Annotated in this window: 17 protein-coding genes; 3 read left to right on the forward strand and 14 right to left on the reverse strand. The window is 44.1% G+C overall.

Going from position 1 to position 19108, the window contains the following annotated elements:
• Nucleotides 1–102: 102 nt before the first annotated feature.
• Nucleotides 103–1872, forward strand: a complete 1770-nt coding sequence (locus AC3ISB_RS19585) for an N-acetylmuramoyl-L-alanine amidase family protein (RefSeq protein ID WP_489273939.1) — start codon at nt 103–105, stop codon at nt 1870–1872.
• A gap of 75 nt (nt 1873–1947) precedes the next feature.
• Here AC3ISB_RS19585 and dtd read toward each other — a convergent pair whose 3' ends face one another.
• The 6 genes from dtd to AC3ISB_RS19615 all read right to left on the reverse strand — a co-directional run bounded on the left by dtd (nt 1948) and on the right by AC3ISB_RS19615 (nt 10714).
• Nucleotides 1948–2391, reverse strand: coding sequence for a D-aminoacyl-tRNA deacylase (gene dtd / locus AC3ISB_RS19590; protein ID WP_098369662.1), 444 nt, complete (start codon nt 2389–2391; stop codon nt 1948–1950).
• 15 nt (nt 2392–2406) lie between these two features.
• Nucleotides 2407–4605, reverse strand: a complete 2199-nt coding sequence (locus AC3ISB_RS19595; RefSeq protein WP_098369661.1) for a RelA/SpoT family protein — start codon at nt 4603–4605, stop codon at nt 2407–2409.
• 319 nt (nt 4606–4924) lie between these two features.
• The gene (locus AC3ISB_RS19600) at nt 4925–5437 is read right to left on the reverse strand and encodes an adenine phosphoribosyltransferase (RefSeq protein ID WP_061464220.1); all 513 of its coding nucleotides are present in this window, start codon (nt 5435–5437) and stop codon (nt 4925–4927) included.
• Entirely contained in the window at nt 5428–7803 is a 2376-nt protein-coding gene (gene recJ / locus AC3ISB_RS19605; RefSeq protein WP_489273943.1) for a single-stranded-DNA-specific exonuclease RecJ, read from the reverse strand. Before recJ ends, AC3ISB_RS19600 begins: the two co-directional genes overlap by 10 nt.
• Before the next feature lie 147 nt (nt 7804–7950).
• The gene (gene secDF / locus AC3ISB_RS19610; RefSeq protein WP_480338569.1) at nt 7951–10212 is read right to left on the reverse strand and encodes a protein translocase subunit SecDF; all 2262 of its coding nucleotides are present in this window, start codon (nt 10210–10212) and stop codon (nt 7951–7953) included.
• Between the two features lie 196 nt (nt 10213–10408).
• On the reverse strand, nt 10409–10714 hold the full coding sequence (locus AC3ISB_RS19615) for a post-transcriptional regulator (RefSeq protein ID WP_179890971.1): 306 nt from the start codon (nt 10712–10714) through the stop codon (nt 10409–10411).
• A 170-nt stretch (nt 10715–10884) separates the two neighbouring features.
• Between AC3ISB_RS19615 and spoVB the strand changes: the two genes are divergently transcribed.
• Nucleotides 10885–12447, forward strand: a complete 1563-nt coding sequence (spoVB, locus tag AC3ISB_RS19620; protein WP_489273945.1) for a stage V sporulation protein B — start codon at nt 10885–10887, stop codon at nt 12445–12447.
• Between the two features lie 28 nt (nt 12448–12475).
• Here the strand turns inward: spoVB and AC3ISB_RS19625 are convergent, their stop codons facing one another.
• Entirely contained in the window at nt 12476–13156 is a 681-nt protein-coding gene (locus AC3ISB_RS19625; protein WP_098369656.1) for a DUF421 domain-containing protein, read from the reverse strand.
• 169 nt (nt 13157–13325) lie between these two features.
• Between AC3ISB_RS19625 and AC3ISB_RS19630 the strand changes: the two genes are divergently transcribed.
• The gene (locus tag AC3ISB_RS19630) at nt 13326–13697 is read left to right on the forward strand and encodes a TIGR04086 family membrane protein (RefSeq protein ID WP_174524159.1); all 372 of its coding nucleotides are present in this window, start codon (nt 13326–13328) and stop codon (nt 13695–13697) included.
• A 48-nt stretch (nt 13698–13745) separates the two neighbouring features.
• On the opposite strand, the gene yajC is transcribed toward AC3ISB_RS19630, so the two are convergent.
• The 7 genes from yajC to AC3ISB_RS19665 all read right to left on the reverse strand — a co-directional run bounded on the left by yajC (nt 13746) and on the right by AC3ISB_RS19665 (nt 19028).
• Nucleotides 13746–14030, reverse strand: coding sequence for a preprotein translocase subunit YajC (yajC, locus tag AC3ISB_RS19635; protein WP_489273947.1), 285 nt, complete (start codon nt 14028–14030; stop codon nt 13746–13748).
• 42 nt (nt 14031–14072) lie between these two features.
• Nucleotides 14073–15212 (reverse strand): tRNA guanosine(34) transglycosylase Tgt, encoded by a 1140-nt coding sequence (gene tgt / locus AC3ISB_RS19640; RefSeq protein WP_076365000.1) that lies wholly within the window; start codon nt 15210–15212, stop codon nt 14073–14075.
• A 36-nt stretch (nt 15213–15248) separates the two neighbouring features.
• A complete protein-coding gene (queA, locus tag AC3ISB_RS19645; protein WP_141994987.1) occupies nt 15249–16277 on the reverse strand; it encodes a tRNA preQ1(34) S-adenosylmethionine ribosyltransferase-isomerase QueA in 1029 nt (342 codons plus the stop codon).
• A gap of 38 nt (nt 16278–16315) precedes the next feature.
• Nucleotides 16316–16522 carry a DUF2905 domain-containing protein gene (locus AC3ISB_RS19650; RefSeq protein WP_034308809.1) on the reverse strand — a complete coding sequence of 69 codons (207 nt, stop codon included), beginning with the start codon at nt 16520–16522 and terminating at the stop codon, nt 16316–16318.
• A complete protein-coding gene (ruvB, locus tag AC3ISB_RS19655) occupies nt 16519–17517 on the reverse strand; it encodes a Holliday junction branch migration DNA helicase RuvB (RefSeq protein WP_034308811.1) in 999 nt (332 codons plus the stop codon). Before ruvB ends, AC3ISB_RS19650 begins: the two co-directional genes overlap by 4 nt.
• Nucleotides 17518–17528: 11 nt before the next feature.
• A complete protein-coding gene (ruvA, locus tag AC3ISB_RS19660) occupies nt 17529–18143 on the reverse strand; it encodes a Holliday junction branch migration protein RuvA (protein WP_098369652.1) in 615 nt (204 codons plus the stop codon).
• A 375-nt stretch (nt 18144–18518) separates the two neighbouring features.
• Complete coding sequence (locus AC3ISB_RS19665) at nt 18519–19028, reverse strand: intercompartmental signaling factor BofC (protein WP_098369651.1); 510 nt, start codon at nt 19026–19028, stop codon at nt 18519–18521.
• Between the last annotated feature and the right edge of the window lie 80 nt (nt 19029–19108).

Here is a 19108-nt window from a genome sequence, read left to right on the forward strand (position 1 = left end):
CTCTATTCTTTCCTAAAAAAAATGTTTTTTGCACAGGGGAAGAGGGAAATTTTCATTGAACGAGAATAAATACATATAGACATTAAAAGGGAGAGACAACTTATGAAGAAGAAATCGGGTTTATTCGGCCTGACACTGATGCTGATATTCTCAGCGATTTTCCCCGTCAATCACGCTTTTGGAAAAGATGAAGGGGAAAATATCGTGACGACCCAAGTGGTCAATGTCCGTGAAGGTGCAGGCCTCAGTTTCCCTATCGTAAAAAAACTGGAAAAAGGGGACTCGTATCCTATTCTGAATGAAGATGGCGACTGGATCGAAATCCGGATTGGCGCCGGCAAAACGGGATGGGTTGCCAATTGGTTAGTGGAGAAACAAACGGGGTCCGATACCAACCAGGTCAAAAAGGAATCCGGACAAGGCATGATAACAGGCAGCTCCGTCCGCGTCCGTACAGGTCCCGGCACTACATTTCAAACGGTTGGATCCTTAAGTAAAGGAACGGCTGTTGACATCATTGAAAAGAATGAAAATTGGATAAAGGTCAAAAAGGCGGATATCGAAGGCTGGGTCTCATCTGACTTCTTAAAGCTTCCCGCCTCATCAGGAAATGCAGCGAAGAAAGATTCAACTAAGGAAAAAGAAACGAATCAATCCGTAAAAACCGGTGTAACATTGGTGGACCGGCTCAATGTCCGTTCGGAACCATCGACAAGCAGTGCCTCGCTCGGAAAGCTGAATAAAAATACGTCAGTGACCGTTTACAGGGTTGAAAATGAATGGGCTGAAATTGATTTCCAAGGAGTCCGCGGTTGGGTAGCTGAACCTTACATACAAGTAAGCGAAGATAAAGATGATATGAAAAATGAAACGGCAGGCGCCACTGCAAGGGTGACCGCTGCGGGATTAAATGTCAGGAAAGAAGCCTCTCTCTCAAGCAAGGTCATCGGTTCGGTGAACAAGGATGAGACTTACGCCGTGCTGCAAACAAAGGGTAATATGACACAGATAAAGCTCTCCGGTTCAAAAAAGGGCTGGGTCGTGAATTGGTACCTGGAAAAAGAGAATGTTGAAAAAACGGCGAAGGAAAAAAAGGTTGATGTAAAAGGAAACAAGATTACCATCATTCATGATGGTACGATCCTTAGGAGTGAGCCTGATGGCAACTCAGAGATTGTAAAGCAGGCCAATGCAGGTGAAACGTTCTCCGCATCAGGTATGGAAGGCGACTGGTATTCCATTAAACTTAAGGGCGGAAAAACAGCTTATGTGGCCGGATGGATCGTTACGATCGAAGGGAATCCCGAGCAGATCCAACGGCCTGGCGTTGAGAAATACTTAAAGGATAAAACCATTGTGATCGATCCCGGACATGGCGGAAGGGATAGCGGTACAATCGGCGTCGGTGGAACACTTGAAAAAAACCTGACGACTCGAACGGCAGAATTGCTGCGGGACAAACTTCAGGCGGCAGGAGCTAAAGTGATCCTGACCAGAAGCGGAAATACTTATGTTCCACTCCCTTCCCGGGTCAGCACTTCACATATACATAACGCGGATGCTTTCATCAGCCTCCATTATGATAGCACCAAGGACCAGATCACCAGCGGGATAACAACATACTACTATCATGACTATCAGCGTGAATTGGCGGCTACACTGGCCAATTCACTCGGTTCTACCATGCAGGTGCCCAATCGTGGAACACGTTACGGGAATTTTCATGTTATCCGTGAAAATAAACGGGTAGCTACACTCATTGAACTAGGTTATTTAAGTAATCCAGTGGAAGAATTGACGTTAACATCAAATGAGTATCAAGAAAAAATCACATCAGCCATCTATAATGGATTGGCGCGGTATTTTAAATAAAAAGAAGAAAAGCCAGCTTCGCATCAAAGCTGGCTTTTCTTCTCTTACCCAAAAAAAATAACCTACCGCAGCAGGTTATTTTTTGCTTTCAAGTATTAATGTAACGGGACCGTCATTAGTAAGCTGAACATCCATCATGGCACCGAATTGACCTGTTTCCGTATGGACGCCTTTCTTGCGGAGTTCCTCGTTAAATGCTTCATATAATTCATTCGCCTCTTCAGGACGGGCGGCGTCCATGAAGTTGGGTCGACGGCCTTTACGGCAATCGCCGTATAAGGTGAATTGTGAAACTGATAAAATCGAACCTCCCACATCCAATAGTGAATGGTTCATCTTTTCATTTTCATCTTCAAATATTCTTAGATTGACAATCTTATCGGCCAAATAGGCGGCGTCATCGATGGTATCCCCATGGGTGATACCAACCAACAGGACGAGACCGCTGTCGATTTGCCCGATTATTTGGTCTGCGACAACGACTTTTGCCGCTTTGGAACGTTGTAAAACAACACGCATGGCAATAAAAACTCCTTAGTTCATTATCCTTCTGACGGAATAAACATCTGAAATTTGTTTTATGCGGTCGACGACCTTTTGTAAATGGGCAATGTTATGAATATAAATCGACATGTGAATGGTCGCCACCTTATTCCTGTCGGATTTACCCGAGACCGCTGAAATGTTGGTCTTGGTTTCATTGACGGCTTGCAGCACTTCGTTTAATAAGCCGCGACGGTCATAGCCGCTGATTTCAATTTCAACGATGTATTCCTTGCGTTCGTTAATCGTACTTTCCCATTCAACCGGTACGAGGCGATGATCGGCATCCCCGCTATCCAGGTTCGGGCAATCTTGTCTATGAACTGAAACTCCACGGCCTTTGGTTATATAACCAACGATTTCGTCCCCTGGAACTGGGTTGCAACAGCGTGATAAACGGATAAGCAGGTTATCAATCCCCGGTACCTGTACGCCTGAGTCACGTTTTTTAGATGTATTGGAGAAGGTTTTCAGATCGGCTACCGCTTCAGAAATATCTGCTTCTTGCTCGACCATCTTCTGCTTACGCCATTTTTCGGTAAGGCGGTTAGCTACCTGAAGGGCTGTTATTCCGTTATATCCGACTGCTGCATACATATCCTCTTCATTCAGGAAGTTGAATTTATCCGCAACACGCCTGATATTCTCGGCAGCCAGGATTTCCTTCAGGTCGAACTCCATATCCTTGATTTCCTTTTCAACAAGCTCTTTGCCTTTTTCGATATTTTCTTCCCGGCGCTGCTTCTTGAAAAATTGGCGGATTTTATTTTTCGCTTGAGATGTTTGCGTTAGCTTAAGCCAATCCTGACTTGGACCATATGAATGCTTCGAGGTTAAGATTTCTATGATGTCGCCAGTTTTCAGTTTATAATCCAGCGGTACCATTTTCCCGTTCACTTTGGCACCAATCGTTTTATTTCCGATTTCCGAGTGAATCCGGTAAGCGAAATCAATCGGGTTGGATCCTGATGGCAGTTCGATGACATCGCCTTTTGGAGTGAAAATGAATACCATATCAGAAAAAAGATCTATTTTAAGGGATTCCATGAATTCCTCGGCATTAGTCGCATCATCCTGGAATTCAAGAATTTCCCGGAACCATGTCAATTTTTCTTCCAGTGAAGGCTGTTCACCAACATCTTTTCCCTCTTTATAAGCCCAGTGCGCGGCAACCCCGAACTCGGCAATGCGATGCATATCGGAAGTACGGATCTGCACTTCCAGCGGATCGCCTTTCGGTCCGATCACCGTCGTATGGAGCGATTGATACATATTCGGCTTCGGCATCGCGATATAGTCTTTGAATCGGCCAGGCATCGGCTTCCAGCATGTATGGATGATCCCTAAAACGGCATAGCAATCTTTTATGCTGTTGACGACGATCCGAACTGCAAGCAAATCATAAATTTCGCTGAACTGTTTATTCTGCAAAGCCATTTTGCGATAAATGCTGTATATATGTTTCGGCCTGCCGGATAGGTCAGCCTTAATGTTGACTTCCTCAACGTTTTTACGCACTTCATCAATGACTTCTTCCAGATAGTTTTCACGTTCTGCACGTTTCTTCTTCATCAGGTTGACGATTCGGTAATACTGCTGAGGATTCAAATACCTTAGTGCAGTATCTTCCAGTTCCCATTTAATCGTGCTGATACCAAGACGATGGGCAAGCGGTGCGAAGATTTCCAACGTCTCGTTCGAAATCCTTCTCTGCTTTTCCTGCGGCAGATGCTTCAATGTCCGCATATTATGCAGTCTGTCCGCTAGCTTGATCAAGATAACCCGTATATCCTGGGCCATCGCCACGAACATTTTCCGATGGTTTTCCGCCTGTTGCTCTTGCTGTGATTTGTATTTGATTTTCCCTAACTTGGTCACGCCATCCACAAGCATGGCGACTTCAGGACTGAAATTTTCTTCAATATCCTTCAAAGTGATCTCCGTGTCTTCAACAACATCATGTAAAAAACCTGCCGCAATGGTTGCAGGGTCCATTTCAAGATCAGCCAGAATGCCCGCCACTTGAATCGGATGAATAATATACGGCTCTCCCGATTTACGGAATTGTTCTCGGTGAGCATACTCTGCATACTTAAACGCTCTATAGATAAATTCAGCTTCTTCCGGCTGAAGATATAAGCTGGCCCGTTCCACAACCTGCTCGGCAGTCAATATTTGATCATTAGCCATTTAATCACCTTAACCCCACTTTAACTGCCACCGGATATGATCCGGATTGAGTATGATTGGTAGCACTTCCCTTTATTCTGCAAAACGTGACAAATTTTGCGAAAAAAAATAAATCCGCTTAAACGGATAAAAGTGCAAATAAACTTATTAGCAGAAAAACTCTTTATTATTACTATTATCGAAAAAAAAGGCAAGGATGTAAAGAGTTAAACGAGTATTTTATTAAGAATAGTGCATTTTTTCACTGGAAATTCGACAAAATCCAGCTAAAATGAGTAAAAACAGAAAAAGAGCACCCTGTTAAGAGTGCTCTCGTTTATTAAAAGCTCATTAATGTCAAGACATCATAGCCGTCTAATTTATCTTTACCATCCAAGTCGGTCAATTCAATAAGGAATGCAATCCCGGCTACAATTCCGCCAAGCTGTTCAACCAATTTGATCGTCGCTTCGATTGTTCCCCCGGTAGCAAGCAAATCATCCGTGATCAAGATACGCTGTCCCGGTTTAATGGCATCTTTATGGATTGTCAATACATCCTTGCCATATTCTAAACCATATTCGACCTTTATCGTTTCACGTGGAAGTTTTCCTTCTTTTCTCACTGGCGCAAAGCCCACTTCCAATGAGTATGCGACTGGACATCCGATAATGAATCCGCGTGCTTCCGGCCCTACCACCAAGTCGATATTTTTATCGCGTGCGTACTCGACGATTTGGTCTGTTGCGTATTTATAAGCTGCGCCGTTATCCATTAATGTTGTAATATCTTTGAAGACAATACCCGGTTTTGGCCAGTCTTGCACAATTGTTACATATTGCTTTAAATCCATTGCTTTGTTTCCTCCTCAAGGTCTGTTGCCTCATGAACTAAATAATGATTGAACCAATCGAATAATTGCTGATAGGAAGAATAAACAAGCTCTTGTTCAAGCTCAAATTGCTCTTTCTTTCTTGTATACGATTCAGATTCACTGAGATCGCGTTTTTTCGCATTGGTTGTAAGCATAATTAACCCATTCTCTATTGTAACAAAATCAAGCTCAAAAAACACCTTAGAAATGAAATCCACAGTATCTCTTGACCAGCCGCGATATTTGGCCAGGTCATCACCATATCTTTTCACGTCCAGCGGACCCTTTTTGGCAAGGAAGGCATAGAACCATTTAAAATGATCCCTTGTTGGCATCGTACTTAAGAAATGGTCCTGTTCATGGGAAAAGTGAGCGTAGATACGCGAAGGGTTCTTATTGGCAATCACCCGTTTCAAATATTCCCTGGACGGCGGCATGTCCATAAATGCCAAATGACCTTCGAAGCAGTCGAGCTGCTCTGCATCCAGTTCATTCTTGATATGAACAAGATCTGGATGGTTTTGCAAAAATGGGTATCTGCGATAAATATCTTCCGAGAAAATGACGATCTTCCGGTTTTGTACGGGAATGTCGGCAAGCCACTTCTCTGCCTGTCCCTTGCCGCGGTAATCGAATAACTGCCAATGGTTTACCGAGACATCCTGGACAAAGATCTGGGGCTTTTTCATATTATTCCACTCATTGATGGAAAGCTCACCAATAACCGAGACTTCAGCGTGCGGAGCTATTTCATCGACAAAATGACCGAGACCGAAGCCCACGCCGTCAAGTTTGTGATTTTCACCATCTTCCAGCTGGACCTTCAAGTGATTTTGGTTGGCACCAATTTTGCGGACACTTGAAAGCTGGACGGAATCTATCAATATCTTCGGCTTAGGATTCGTAACCCCAAATGGCGCCAGCAAGCTCATTTCCTGAATCGTTTGAATGGAAACTTCAGCTAAAGTCGTTGCCCCGTCCAAGTTTGTAATGGGTGTGAAGTCCTCTTCGTTCAGTTGTTCCTTCGCAATCAAGTTCATGCGGTCCCTGAGCTCCTGAACATCTTCAATTTTCAAGGTCATTCCAGCAGCCATCGGATGTCCACCGAAATGAGGCAGTATTTCACGGCAGGCGGAAAGACTTTGAAATAGATCGAAACCGGCGATGCTCCGAGCAGAACCTTTAGCTAATCCCTTTTCCCGGTCATAGCTCAATACAATCGTGGGCCGGTAAAAGCGTTCAACAAGTTTAGAGGCCACAATCCCCACAACTCCGGCGTTCCAGCCTTCCCTGCCGATGATGAGCACTCCATTGGACTCTGGCGGGTAGTTCTCCTCGACTTCAGCAATCGCTTCTTCCGCCATTGCCGCAACCATTTCCTGTCGCTCTTTATTGATATCATTGATTTCATTGGCAAGTTCCGTCGCTTCTTCCAGACTTTGTGACATCAATAAATCGACAGCGGGATCGGCATCTCCAAGGCGCCCGACAGCATTGATCCGCGGTGCCATCGCAAAGCCGATCGATTCTTCATTCAATGCTTCCTGCTGAACATTCGCCACTTTCATTAAGGCAACAAGTCCCGGGCGGCGCGTCAAACGTAACTGCTCGATGCCTTTCGCAGCAATGATGCGGTTTTCCCCTTGTAAAGGCACTAAATCCGCTATCGTGCCGATTGCCGCTATCTCAAGCAAATCCTCAGGCAATTCCCCAAGCAAGGCGTGTGCCAGCTTAAATGCGACCCCTACTCCGGCAAGCTCTTTAAATGGATAGGAACTGTCCTCAAGTTTAGGATGGATGATTGCCAATGCCTCAGGCAGTTCCGGTCCCGGTTCATGGTGGTCGGTCAAAATATAATCCATGCCAAGCTCGCCGGCAAGTTTCGCTTCATCGACTGCAGAAATTCCGGTATCGACGGTTAATAATACCTTCACCCCTTGCTCGGCTGCAAGGCGGAATGCCATCGGATTCGGACCATATCCTTCTGTAAACCGATTCGGGATATAAAAGTCAACATCGGCCCCCAATCTCGTCAGCGCCGTCATCATCACTGTCGTCGATGTCACGCCATCCGCATCATAATCACCGAATATACGTATTTTTTCTCCATTTTGAATCGCTTCTCTTATTCTATATACTGCTTTATCCATATCCTTCAATAAAAATGGATCATGAAAAGTTTGATTTTTTACAAATAAAAATGATCGGGCACTTTCAATCGTATCCAGGCCTCGATTCACAAGCAGGGCTGCAACCAAAGGTGTGATATGAAGCTCTTCAGCTAGTACAGCAACTTTGTTTTCATCGGCAGTTCGTAAGTTCCACCGGGTTTTTGGCTTTAACATTTATTCACCCCTCAACTTACTCATTATACAAAACGAATATACCAGTTTCAATTTTATTTTAAACTCATAATTGGCTGTAATTCCCTGTTCGATAAGCTTAGTTCAACAAAAAGGAGGCTGGCAATCATGCCAGCCCCCTCTCACATATTAAACTTGTCCTTCAAGACTTTGTTTCTTTTCTTTCGCTGTATTCAGCGGACCTTTCTTCTTCAATTCCCTGATTTTCAAATCAAGCCAGAATTGGGAAGCGATCAATAGCGATGAATACACGCCGCATATTAACCCGATAAACAGGGCAATGGAGAAGTTACGGATAGCTTCACTGCCGAAGATCATCAACGCGATGACCGTGATGAGAACGGTCAGAACCGTGTTAATGGATCTCGTCAAAGTTTGCCTGATACTGATGTTCACAATGTTCTCAAGTTCTTCGGCGGTTTTGATTTTACGGCTGAAGCGCAGGTTTTCACGAATACGGTCAAAGGTTACGATCGTATCATTGATCGAATAACCGACGATCGTCAGAACCGCAGCAATGAAGGTGATATCCACTTCGAGCCGGAGCAAGCTAAAAATCGTGATGATGAAGAAGGCATCATGTATGAGCGCGACCACGGCAGGTACGGCCATTCGCCATTCAAATCGTATCGATACATACAATATGATTCCGATTGATGCGATCGCTAACGCAAACATGGCATTTTTCGCAAGCTCTTTTCCTACAGTCGGTGATACGGTGCTGACATTCGGTTCCGCTCCGTAATCCTTCTTGAAATGGTCCTTCAATTCAGCGATTTCCTGTTTATCGAGGACACCGACTGTCCGCACGACAGCATTTTTATTGTCTTTTCCAGCGAGCCTGACATCCTTGATATCATCCGCGTCAATACCGACCTTTTCCATTTCGGTTTCGACTTGCTGAGTCGTCAAGACGTCTTTGGACGCAATCTCGATTCGGGTACCGCTCGTGAAATCAATCCCAAGATTCAATCTGAAGACGAGCAGGAAAATGATCCCGATAATGGTGACACCGATTGAAATGCCATAAAAAACTTTCCGATGTTTGACGAAATCGATTTTATCAAAGCGTGTTGGCAATGACATTAAATCCATTTTCTCGGATATATCGTGAATGTATTTCTTCTTCACGCCAAACCACGATGCACGTTTGTCCAGGAACCCGCTATTCACCCACAGGCTCATGAAGAGGCGTGTACCATAGACGGCTGTAATGAAACTCATTAAAATCGAAATGATTAAAGTGGTGGCAAACCCTTTAACCGAGCTTGTTCCATAATAGAACAGAACAGCCGCAGCCAGCAGGGTCGTTAAGTTGGCATCCGTGATTGTAGCAAGTGAATTCTTGGTACCTTCTTTATAAGCGGCTTTAACCGATCTGCCAAGTTTCAATTCATCCCTGATTCGCTCATAGGTTATGATATTGGCGTCGACGGCCATCCCGACCCCGAGTACCAATGCTGCAATACCAGGCAGCGTAAGGACCGCATTCATCCAATCAAACACTAAAAGCGTCAAGAAAAGATATATGCTTAAAGTGACGACTGCAATGAATCCCGGGAAGCGGTAATACACAAGCATGAAGATAAAAACAAGTGCAATTCCGATGATTCCTGCAAAAATAGTATCATGCAGTGCACCTGCACCGAACTGGGCACCTACAGAAGTGGAATACTTTTCTTTTAAATCTACAGGCAAAGCACCTGCATTAAGAAGGGCTGCAAGCTCTTTCGCTTCTTCCACCGTGAATTGACCGGTAATATACACCTTCTTCGTATTGAAAACTTCACTGACAGCCGGAGCGGATATCATATTGTCCTGTGAGGCTGTATCCTTAATGGAATCTTTTCCTTCCTCGAAATCCAACCAGATTGCAAGTACATTAGTCGGACTTTGCATCGAGGATATTTTTTGAGTGATGTCCTTAAATTTATTTACGTCTTTCAATGTGACTTCGACAACCGGTTTATTATCTTGGAACGTTTGTTTCGCGCCGCCTTCTTTAAGGTCGGCACCGGTCATCATTTCCTTATCGTTGTAGTCACGGAAAGATAACTTAGCTTGTGTCGAGAGGATTTCGCGAGCGTTGTTTTGGTCTTTGACTCCAGCCAATTGAACGCGGATCCGGTCTTTCCCTTCGATTTGAATGTTAGGTTCGCTAACGCCCAAAACATTGACACGCCGCTCAAGCGAGCTTACTGTAGCCCGTAAAACATCCGGGGTGATCTTTTCCCCAGACAGCGGTTTTACTTCATATAACACTTCAAAACCGCCTTGAAGATCAAGACCCAGCTTGATATCCTTTAGGATTCCTTTTGAAGTCGTCCCCATCGCTGCGAAAATCAATAGTGCGATTAGAAAAAACGCAACGATTCTGCTTCTTTTTACCATTATGTAGTAGGCCCCTTTCTATAATACGCCTGTTCCTGAAGTTAAAAAAACTGTCATTTTTAGTTTATATGATAACTGCATACCCTTTGCTTCTTGAGAAAAAGGACACAGCTTCCCTGCTTTTTCCAAAAAAAGCATAACCATATCTATTATGAGTCATATACAAACAGCTGTCAATTTAAGTATATCTTTGTGTTTATTCTTTAAAAAGTTCCTTCAGTTCTTCTTCAGAAAGCGGCTCTAATAGGTTTGGTGATTTATATGCTTCAACCATTTGGAAGGTCATGAACTGGTTACTCGAAAATGTCACGATATCTGCGACAAGTTCATGAAGGTGAATGTTTTCCTGCGGACGCTTCCATTTATTTTTGGTTAAAGTTCCCCAAATGTCTTCCTCCGTTACGGCATTCAATCCGACCATTTGGAATTCCTCACGCTTGCTCTTCAAAAATGGACGTACCTTTAGATAATACCTTTGATAGGGATGATTCTTTTTTGCCATCACTTTGCCTCCAGTAAAAATGATTCTCAAATAAATGCGCATTTTCTTAGAAGGATTTCGATCATTTGTTAGAACGCAAACAAACACTTTTGTCATGCTTTGTCCAAGTACAAGCATATAGATAATTGTATAGCATAACAGCTTTTTTGAGAAGGCAGGGAGGGAGTTCAATGTCCAAATTTTTAAAAGGGACGCTGATATTATTAATCGCAAGCCTCATTACAAGAGTTCTTGGTTTCATTAACCGCATTGTCATCGCCCGCTTCATCGGCGAAGAAGGCGTTGGTTTATATATGATGGCTTTACCGACCCTCTTTCTCGTCGTGAACATAACCCAGTTAGGCCTGCCAATTGCCATTTCGAAATACGTGGCTGAGGCTAATGCCAGAGGGGATGAGCGGAAAATCAAGAAAATCCTTGTCGTCTCTTTGGCCTGCACCTTTACTCTTTCGATGATTTTCACTCCTGCGATGCTGGTTTTTGCGCCGGTTCTCTCAGAATACCTTTTCACTGATGAACGGACATTATGGCCGCTCATGGCGATTGCCCCGATCGTACCGATCATCGCCATTTCATCCGTACTGCGCGGTTATTTCCAAGGCAAGCAAAATATGAAGCCCTTCGCTTTCTCACAAGTTATCGAACAGGTGGCCAGAATCACTTTCATAGCCGTCCTGACGAAGGCTTTTTTGCCATATGGAATTGAATATGCAGCAGCCGGGGCGATGTTAGCTTCAATCATCGGTGAGCTTGTATCTCTCTTCTACTTATTGACCAGCTTTAAACTAAAGAAACATTTTAAGTTCCGGAAAGGTTTCTTCAAGAATGTCAAATCCGGAAAAGGAACGTTCACTGAATTGATGGGGATCGCCCTGCCTTCAACTGGGAGCAGGATGATAGGATCCATCTCGTGGTTTTTCGAACCGATAGTGGTCGCTCAGAGTTTGGCTATTGCCGGAGTCACCGCGGCCGCAGCCACCAGTCAATACGGTGAGCTGACAGGGTACGCACTGCCATTGCTCATGCTTCCCTCTTTCGTTACATCATCACTGGCGACGGCACTTGTCCCGGCAGTGAGTGAAGCCCGGACGACCGGAAACTTTTTACTCGTTGAACACAGGCTTCAGCAGGCCCTGAAAATCACCTTTATCACAGGCTGTTTAGCTATCGTCATTCTGTTCATCTTTGCCGAACCGATTTTACAAGTCATGTATGGCTCTTCGCATGCTGCTGTTTTCATTAAATTCCTGGCACCTTTTTTCATCCTTTATTACTTTCAATATCCGCTGCAATCTATGCTGCAAGCACTGGATCTTGCAAAGGCCGCAATGTTCAACAGCCTGGCTGGGAACATCCTTAAAATCGGTGTGATCTGGCTGCTGGCGTCAAAGGAAAGTTTCGGGATCATGGGTGCCGCAATCGGGATAGCTGTCGGTACGATGCTCGTTACCTTCCTGCATTTTTCAACCGTGCTGAAGGTCGTCCCTTTCACGCTTCATTTCCGCAGCTATATTTCAGCTCTGGTCCTTGCTTTAATTTCAGGATGGGGCGGTTATTATCTTTATCAATTCCCGCTTTCCTCACTGCCACTTGGCACAAGGCTTATTTTTTCCGTGACGGTCGTTATCATGCTATTCACATTTTTCCTGCTCATGACCGGCAGCATAAAAAAGGCGGATCTGATCAGGATTCCTGTAGTGGGCGGCTTTTTATCAAAATTCGCTTGGAAATAAAATGAACCGAAGCATTAAAAGGCTTCGGTCATTTCTTCGTTTCATTTTTATCGATATAAAATTGGCCATCTATGTACCCACAAATCGAAATCTCTTTAATCTTCGTTTCTCCCAGCTTTTTCAACTGGTGCCGGAGCCAAAAATGATTTTTGCCAATTCTATCGAGATTCCTCTCCTGTATCTCCCCGTCAATTATAAGGGGATAAGGTGTTTCCTTCGTTTTAGACCTTTTGCCTTTGGTATTCTTGATGATCGAAAGCTTCCCGGTAGATTCGAGGATTGCGAATTGCACCTCATTTAAATCATTAATTCCCTGTTCTCGCAGCTGGGTCAATAAATCATCGAAAGTATATCGTTGCTTACGCATCGCTTTTTCATCTATTTTCCCTTGATTGATGATGATCTGCGGCGTACCGTCCACGATGTTTCGAAATCTAATGCTTTTCAATGAAATGAAAGCCAATATTATTTGGATGAAAGCAAGAACGAACATCGGAATGATTTGCCTGAAAAATGGTCTATCCAAATCTTCAAAGGATAGAACGGCAATGTCCCCTATCATGATGGATACCACTAAATCAAGAATGCTCAATTCCCCAACTTCCCGCTTACCCATCATTCGAAAAAGGATTAAGATGACTAGATAGATCACTGTTGTTCTAAAAATAATAGCCAGGATATCCACTTCAATACCACATCCTTCATCCATAGCATGGCTTGGGAACTGAAAAATTACTCCATATTCTTTTCTAATTTTGCGGGAAGCTTCTTAAACCTGGTCTAAAGGTTCGATATCGGGAATATGCTTGTACAAACACATAAACAGGCTATACGTATCAGCCTTTCAAAAAGGAGGAATACCCATCGAAACTAAAAAAATGAGTGTCGCCGTAATTTATGGCGTAGGCTCCATCTTTGCCATAGCGATGATTGCTAGTTTAATCGTTTCCATCCTTCTTCGTTTTACTTCACTGACGGAATCATCCCTGACATACGTGATCATGATCGTGTCCTTTTTATCGCTGTTCATTGGCGGATTCATTTCAGGAGGCAAAGGGAAAAAGCAAGGACTATTCTTGGGCGGAAGCACTGGGCTGCTTTATCTGTTGGTCGTGTTCCTTTTTCAATATTTAGGTCACGATGCACTTTTCACCATCAAGCAATGGATATACTATGGCTGTTTCGTGATTACGGCCATGATGGGCGGCGTACTTGGGGTCAACATGAGTTCGGACTCCCGCACCGATTAAAAAACACAGCAAAAAAACCGGGCACATGGCCCGGTTTTTTCGTTTGTCTTATAGAGTTGCTTCTTTATTCGGTGCGCTTTCCGTAATTTCACGGATTGCAGCACGGTCAAAAGTTAGTTTTGTACCGTCTGGTGATTTAATGACGATTTGCAGTTCATCGATTGCATCGATTGTTCCGTGCATGCCGCCGATAGTAGCAACTTTATCACCTTTTTTCAAACTGCTTTGCATGTTTCGCGTAGCCTTTTGGCGTTTTTGCTGCGGGCGGATCAATAAGAAATAGAACAATACGAACATTAAAATCAACGGAAGTATTTGTGTTAAAGAACCCATTTTGTATATTCACTCCTTTCGTTCATTAAAATATGTATGGAATTAGAAGTTTCTCGCATTTGGTTCATTGAAACCATACTGCTCAAAAAACTCTTCCCTAAAGTCTCCAAGGCGATCTTCTCGAATAGCTTGTCTGACCTGTTCCATCAAGTTTAACAGAAAATGAAGATTATGGTAAGTCGTAAGACGAATCCCAAAGGTTTCTTCACATTTAATCAAATGGCGGATATATGCCCGGCTATAATTCTTGCAAACATGACAATCGCAATTTTCATCGATTGGACCGAAATCGCGTGCATACTTCGCATTTTTCACAACCAGCCGCCCATTGCTCGTCATGAGCGTACCATTACGCGCAATTCGCGTCGGCAGTACACAGTCAAACATATCGATACCGCGGAGTGCACCATCGATCAATGAGTCCGGTGAACCGACCCCCATAAGGTAACGCGGTTTGTCAGTTGGCAAAAGCGGACTTGTAAACTCAAGGACGCGGTTCATGATATCCTTCGGCTCCCCTACGGATAGTCCTCCAATAGCATAACCCGGGAAGTCAAGGGAGACAAGGTCTTTTGCACTTTGTTTGCGAAGATTTTCAAACTCCCCGCCTTGAACGATTCCGAACAGCCCTTGGTCATTTGGGCGCTCATGTGCATTCAAACAGCGTTCCGCCCAGCGCGATGTCCGTTCTACCGACTTCTTCATATACTCTTCAGTCGCCGGAAATGGCGGACATTCATCAAATGCCATCATAATATCCGAGCCAAGCGCATTTTGTATTTCCATCGCTTTTTCCGGAGATAAAAATAATTTATCGCCATTCAGGTGGTTCCTGAAATGCACGCCCTCTTCTTCAATTTTGCGGAACTCGCTCAAACTGAAGACTTGAAAGCCGCCTGAGTCGGTCAAAATCGCCCGATCCCAGTTCATGAACTTATGCAATCCGCCAGCTTCCTTGATGATTTCATGCCCCGGACGCAGCCATAGGTGGTACGTATTGCTCAGGATGATGCCTGCCCCCATTTGTTTCAAATCTTCCGGGGACATCGTTTTGACAGTAGCCATCGTTCCAACCGGCATAAATGCCGGCGTTTCAAAAGAACCATGCGGCGTATGGACCCGGCCTAGCCGTGCCCCTGTCTGTTTACATGTTTTGATTAACTCATATCGTATTGCAGTCAACGCAATAACTCCCTTCAAGAGCTTCTCACTCTTATATTACTTAATTAACATTGCATCTCCAAAACTAAAGAACCTGTATTTTTCTTCCACAGCCGTTTCATAGGCATGAAGGACATGCTCCCTGCCTGCAAGTGCAGAAATAAGCATGATTAAAGTCGATTTGGGCAAATGGAAGTTCGTTATCATCGCATCGATCCCTTTGAACTCATAACCAGGATAAATGAAGATGCTCGTCCAGCCATTCTCTTCCTTGAAAACCCCATCATTGCGGGACGCAATCGTTTCCAATGTCCTTGTGGACGTTGTGCCGACCGTAATGATTTTCCCGCCTTTATCTTTCACATCATTCAGTAATCTGGCTGTGCCTTCCGTCATTTGATAAAATTCCGAATGCATTTCGTGGCTGTCAATATCGTCGACACTTACTGGACGGAATGTACCAAGCCCGACATGCAGCGTGATGAAGGCGATGTGGACACCCATCCCTTTAAGTTTCTCAAGCAAATCCTCCGTAAAATGCAGGCCAGCGGTAGGTGCCGCTGCAGATCCCCGTTCACGCGCATATACCGTTTGATAGCGGTCCTGGTCGTCGAGCTGTTCCTTGATGTATGGAGGTAACGGCATTTCGCCAAGCTTCTCCAGTATTTCATAAAATATGCCATCATATTTAAATTCAAGGATTCGGCCGCCATGCTCGAGCACGCCTGTACAGACGGCACTCAGCTTACCATCGCCAAAAACGATTGTCGAGCCTACTTTAATCCGTTTGGCCGGCTTCACAAGCGTTTCCCATACATCATCATGCTCTTGCTTAAGCAGCAATACTTCGATTTTTGCACCAGTTCCTTCTTTACTGCCGTATAGTCGGGCCGGAAGCACCTTCGTATCATTCAACACCAGGCAATCTCCCGGTTTGATATATTCCGTGATATGGCTGAATACATCATGCTGGAGCTTACCGGTTTCTTTGTCCAGCACCATCAATCTGCTGGCTTCCCTATCTTCCAAAGGAACTTGGGCAATTAGTTCCTCTGGTAAATGAAAATCAAACATATCCAATTTCATCTGTTCCACTTCCTTACGTGTCTATCAAGCTGTAATCATTATTTAAAACGGCCGATCAAATAAAAAATGGCGGACAACACAACACTGACGATGATTGATGTAACGATAGGAAAGTAAAACGTCGTATTCCCCTTTTTCAGAAAAATATCTCCCGGCAGCCTGCCGAGATGAATATATTTCATCGCAAATCCAATCACGAATATAATTACACCCAGAATCATAACCATCTTTGGTATATTCATCATTCAGGCATCTCCATGCCGAAATGCTCATAAACTAGCTGTGTTGCCATCCGGCCTCTTGGGGTACGCTGAAGAAAACCGACTTGTAACAGATATGGTTCATACACATCTTCGATCGTATGTGCCTCTTCGCCAATCGTTGCCGCAATCGTTTCCAGACCCACTGGTCCGCCACGGAATTTTTCAATGATCCCTTTAAGTAATTTATGGTCAATATGATCGAGTCCTAAACGGTCGACCTGCATTAATTCAAGCGCATAATCGGCAAGCTCGGCCGTTATCGTACCATCGCCGCGCACCTGGGCGAAATCCCGGACCCTCCGTAAAAGCCGATTGGCAATTCTCGGGGTGCCCCTTGACCTTCTTGCAAGCTCGGCTGCTGCTTGATCATCCATCTCCGTATCCATGATTCTTGCTGTACGGATGATGATATCAGTCAAATGGTTTTCCGTATAATATTCAAGACGGCTCAAAACGCCAAAACGGTCCCTGAGCGGTGCAGACAATGAGCCTGCACGCGTCGTGGCCCCTACGAGGGTAAACGGCGGCAAGTCGATCCTGATCGAACGGGCTTCCGGTCCCTTACCGACTACAATATCCAGACAGAAGTCCTCCATAGCCGGATATAGCACTTCTTCAACTACACGTGGAAGACGGTGAATCTCATCGATGAACAATACATCACCTGGTTCAAGTGCACTCAAAATGGCCGCCAGATCTCCCGGCCGCTCAATGGCGGGACCGGAAGTCGTGCGGATATTTACACCCATTTCATTGGCGATGATGACGGCAAGAGTCGTCTTTCCAAGACCAGGCGGTCCATATAAAAGTACATGATCGAGCGTTTCTTCACGCATCCTTGCCGCTTCGATGTATACACTTAAATTCGCTTTCACTTTATCCTGTCCGATATATTGCTTTAAGTTTTGCGGCCGCAGGCTTTGTTCAAAGGACAGTTCGTTCAAATCGGCTTCCTGATTGAATATTCTCTCCTCCATTGCGCCACTCCTTATCTTAACATCATTTGCAATGCTTTCTTAATATATTGCTCGGTCGTCATATCTTCAGCCTGCAATTTCTTGGCAACCTTTTGGATTTCCTTTTCAGAATAACCAAGAGCCTTCAATGCAAGAATGGCTTCATCCAATTCCTCCGTATAGCCATTTGGACTGAGTGCAGCCGTTACGCCTTCGTTAAACAAGCTTGGAAACGCATCCGGAATAATGTTCTCAAGTTTCCCTTTTAAATCGAGAATCATCTGCCGTGCCGTTTTCTTTCCGACTCCCGGGAATTTCACCAAAAACGATTCATCTTCATTTTCGATCGCCTGTACCACCTGATCAACCTGGCCTGATGCCAATATGGCTAGAGCACCCTTCGGCCCGATTCCCGTTACATTCAATAATTTTGTGAATAACGCCTTTTCTTGACGAGTCTGAAACCCGTATAATGCGGCCATATCCTCACGAACATAATGATACAGGAATACTTGAATTTCTTTCTGGTATTGAGCGGAAAAAATAAAAGGATTCGGTGTCATCACTTGATATCCGATCCCCCCATTTTCCACAACTATGTATTCAGGCCCAATATAATCGACCTTGCCTTTTATATAATCATACAAATTAATTCTCTCCCTGATTTTGCTGTACCTCTCATTTTATCATAAAAAGGGGGTGTTGTTCATTAAAAGTTATTTAGTAGGCGCAAAGACTTTTACAATAAAGGATATCCCGTTTCATTACATTTGAGGTATTATCCCTTCCTACAGTTTGTAGACAAATGGGGTTCTATCTATATTTTAAACAAGGTATTGGAACGGGTGTGCGAGACTCCTGCGGGAAAAGTGCGTCCAGGGGAGACCGCGGCATAAAGGCGCAGAGGGAGGAAAGCGAGTGCCTGGAGTCAACGTTCAAATTGTACAAACCCTAAAAAACTGCAGACAAACCCGATTTTCATCGAGTGTACCTACAGTCTGGAGGATGGGTGTCATCCCATCCTAATTTAACGAATATGGCTCATACTCTTTAATGAGCTGTTTATATTGGTCTTTATTCATGATTGGAATCCCTTTTTGCAGTTCCTCCTGCTTGTATGCTTCAAGTTTACCAACGTCTATTTGGTAGAAAGTATGAATGATCTTGGCATGCTCGGGCCTTCCGATAAAAATGGATAACGTACCATCTTCCCTCATCCCAAGGTAACCATTCGCTTTTAAAAGCGGAGATATGTCATTTTCAATTTTCTTCATGACAATCTGCTCTTCATTTTGATCGACCACTTTCCACCCTTCATATTTTGACCAAAAATCCTCCATCGACCAAATTGTTTCTGTCAATTTCTCTTCACTTAATTCGCCATCCAGATACATACGCTGAAGAATGACCTTCCTTTCAATAGGATCATTTTCCTTTTGAACGGTTTCTTCGGCAAAAACGGTTAAGCAAATTGGCAATATGAAAAGCGTCACGAAAAATTGGATTCTAAGTTGATTAATCAATATATTCACCTCTTAAGGCGTTTACTTTTTATGTAGTTTGACCCCAAATAAGGATTATTAACCAGAAAAAAATCAAAAAGAGCTGACTC

This window comes from Peribacillus sp. GL_122, assembly GCF_057835005.1.

What these genes read in the sequence shown, in the direction of transcription:
- secDF (WP_480338569.1), bottom strand. Translation starts at nt 10,212, where the DNA reads ATGGTAAAAAGAAGCAGAATCGTTGCGTTTTTTCTAATCGCACTATTG.
- AC3ISB_RS19630 (WP_174524159.1), top strand. Translation starts at nt 13,326, where the DNA reads ATGAGTGTCGCCGTAATTTATGGCGTAGGCTCCATCTTTGCCATAGCG.
- dtd (WP_098369662.1), bottom strand. Translation starts at nt 2,391, where the DNA reads ATGCGTGTTGTTTTACAACGTTCCAAAGCGGCAAAAGTCGTTGTCGCA.
- yajC (WP_489273947.1), bottom strand. Translation starts at nt 14,030, where the DNA reads ATGGGTTCTTTAACACAAATACTTCCGTTGATTTTAATGTTCGTATTG.
- AC3ISB_RS19600 (WP_061464220.1), bottom strand. Translation starts at nt 5,437, where the DNA reads ATGGATTTAAAGCAATATGTAACAATTGTGCAAGACTGGCCAAAACCG.
- AC3ISB_RS19595 (WP_098369661.1), bottom strand. Translation starts at nt 4,605, where the DNA reads ATGGCTAATGATCAAATATTGACTGCCGAGCAGGTTGTGGAACGGGCC.
- AC3ISB_RS19625 (WP_098369656.1), bottom strand. Translation starts at nt 13,156, where the DNA reads ATGGATGAAGGATGTGGTATTGAAGTGGATATCCTGGCTATTATTTTT.
- AC3ISB_RS19650 (WP_034308809.1), bottom strand. Translation starts at nt 16,522, where the DNA reads ATGATGAATATACCAAAGATGGTTATGATTCTGGGTGTAATTATATTC.
- spoVB (WP_489273945.1), top strand. Translation starts at nt 10,885, where the DNA reads ATGTCCAAATTTTTAAAAGGGACGCTGATATTATTAATCGCAAGCCTC.
- ruvB (WP_034308811.1), bottom strand. Translation starts at nt 17,517, where the DNA reads ATGGAGGAGAGAATATTCAATCAGGAAGCCGATTTGAACGAACTGTCC.
- AC3ISB_RS19585 (WP_489273939.1), top strand. Translation starts at nt 103, where the DNA reads ATGAAGAAGAAATCGGGTTTATTCGGCCTGACACTGATGCTGATATTC.
- queA (WP_141994987.1), bottom strand. Translation starts at nt 16,277, where the DNA reads ATGAAATTGGATATGTTTGATTTTCATTTACCAGAGGAACTAATTGCC.
- AC3ISB_RS19615 (WP_179890971.1), bottom strand. Translation starts at nt 10,714, where the DNA reads ATGGCAAAAAAGAATCATCCCTATCAAAGGTATTATCTAAAGGTACGT.
- recJ (WP_489273943.1), bottom strand. Translation starts at nt 7,803, where the DNA reads ATGTTAAAGCCAAAAACCCGGTGGAACTTACGAACTGCCGATGAAAAC.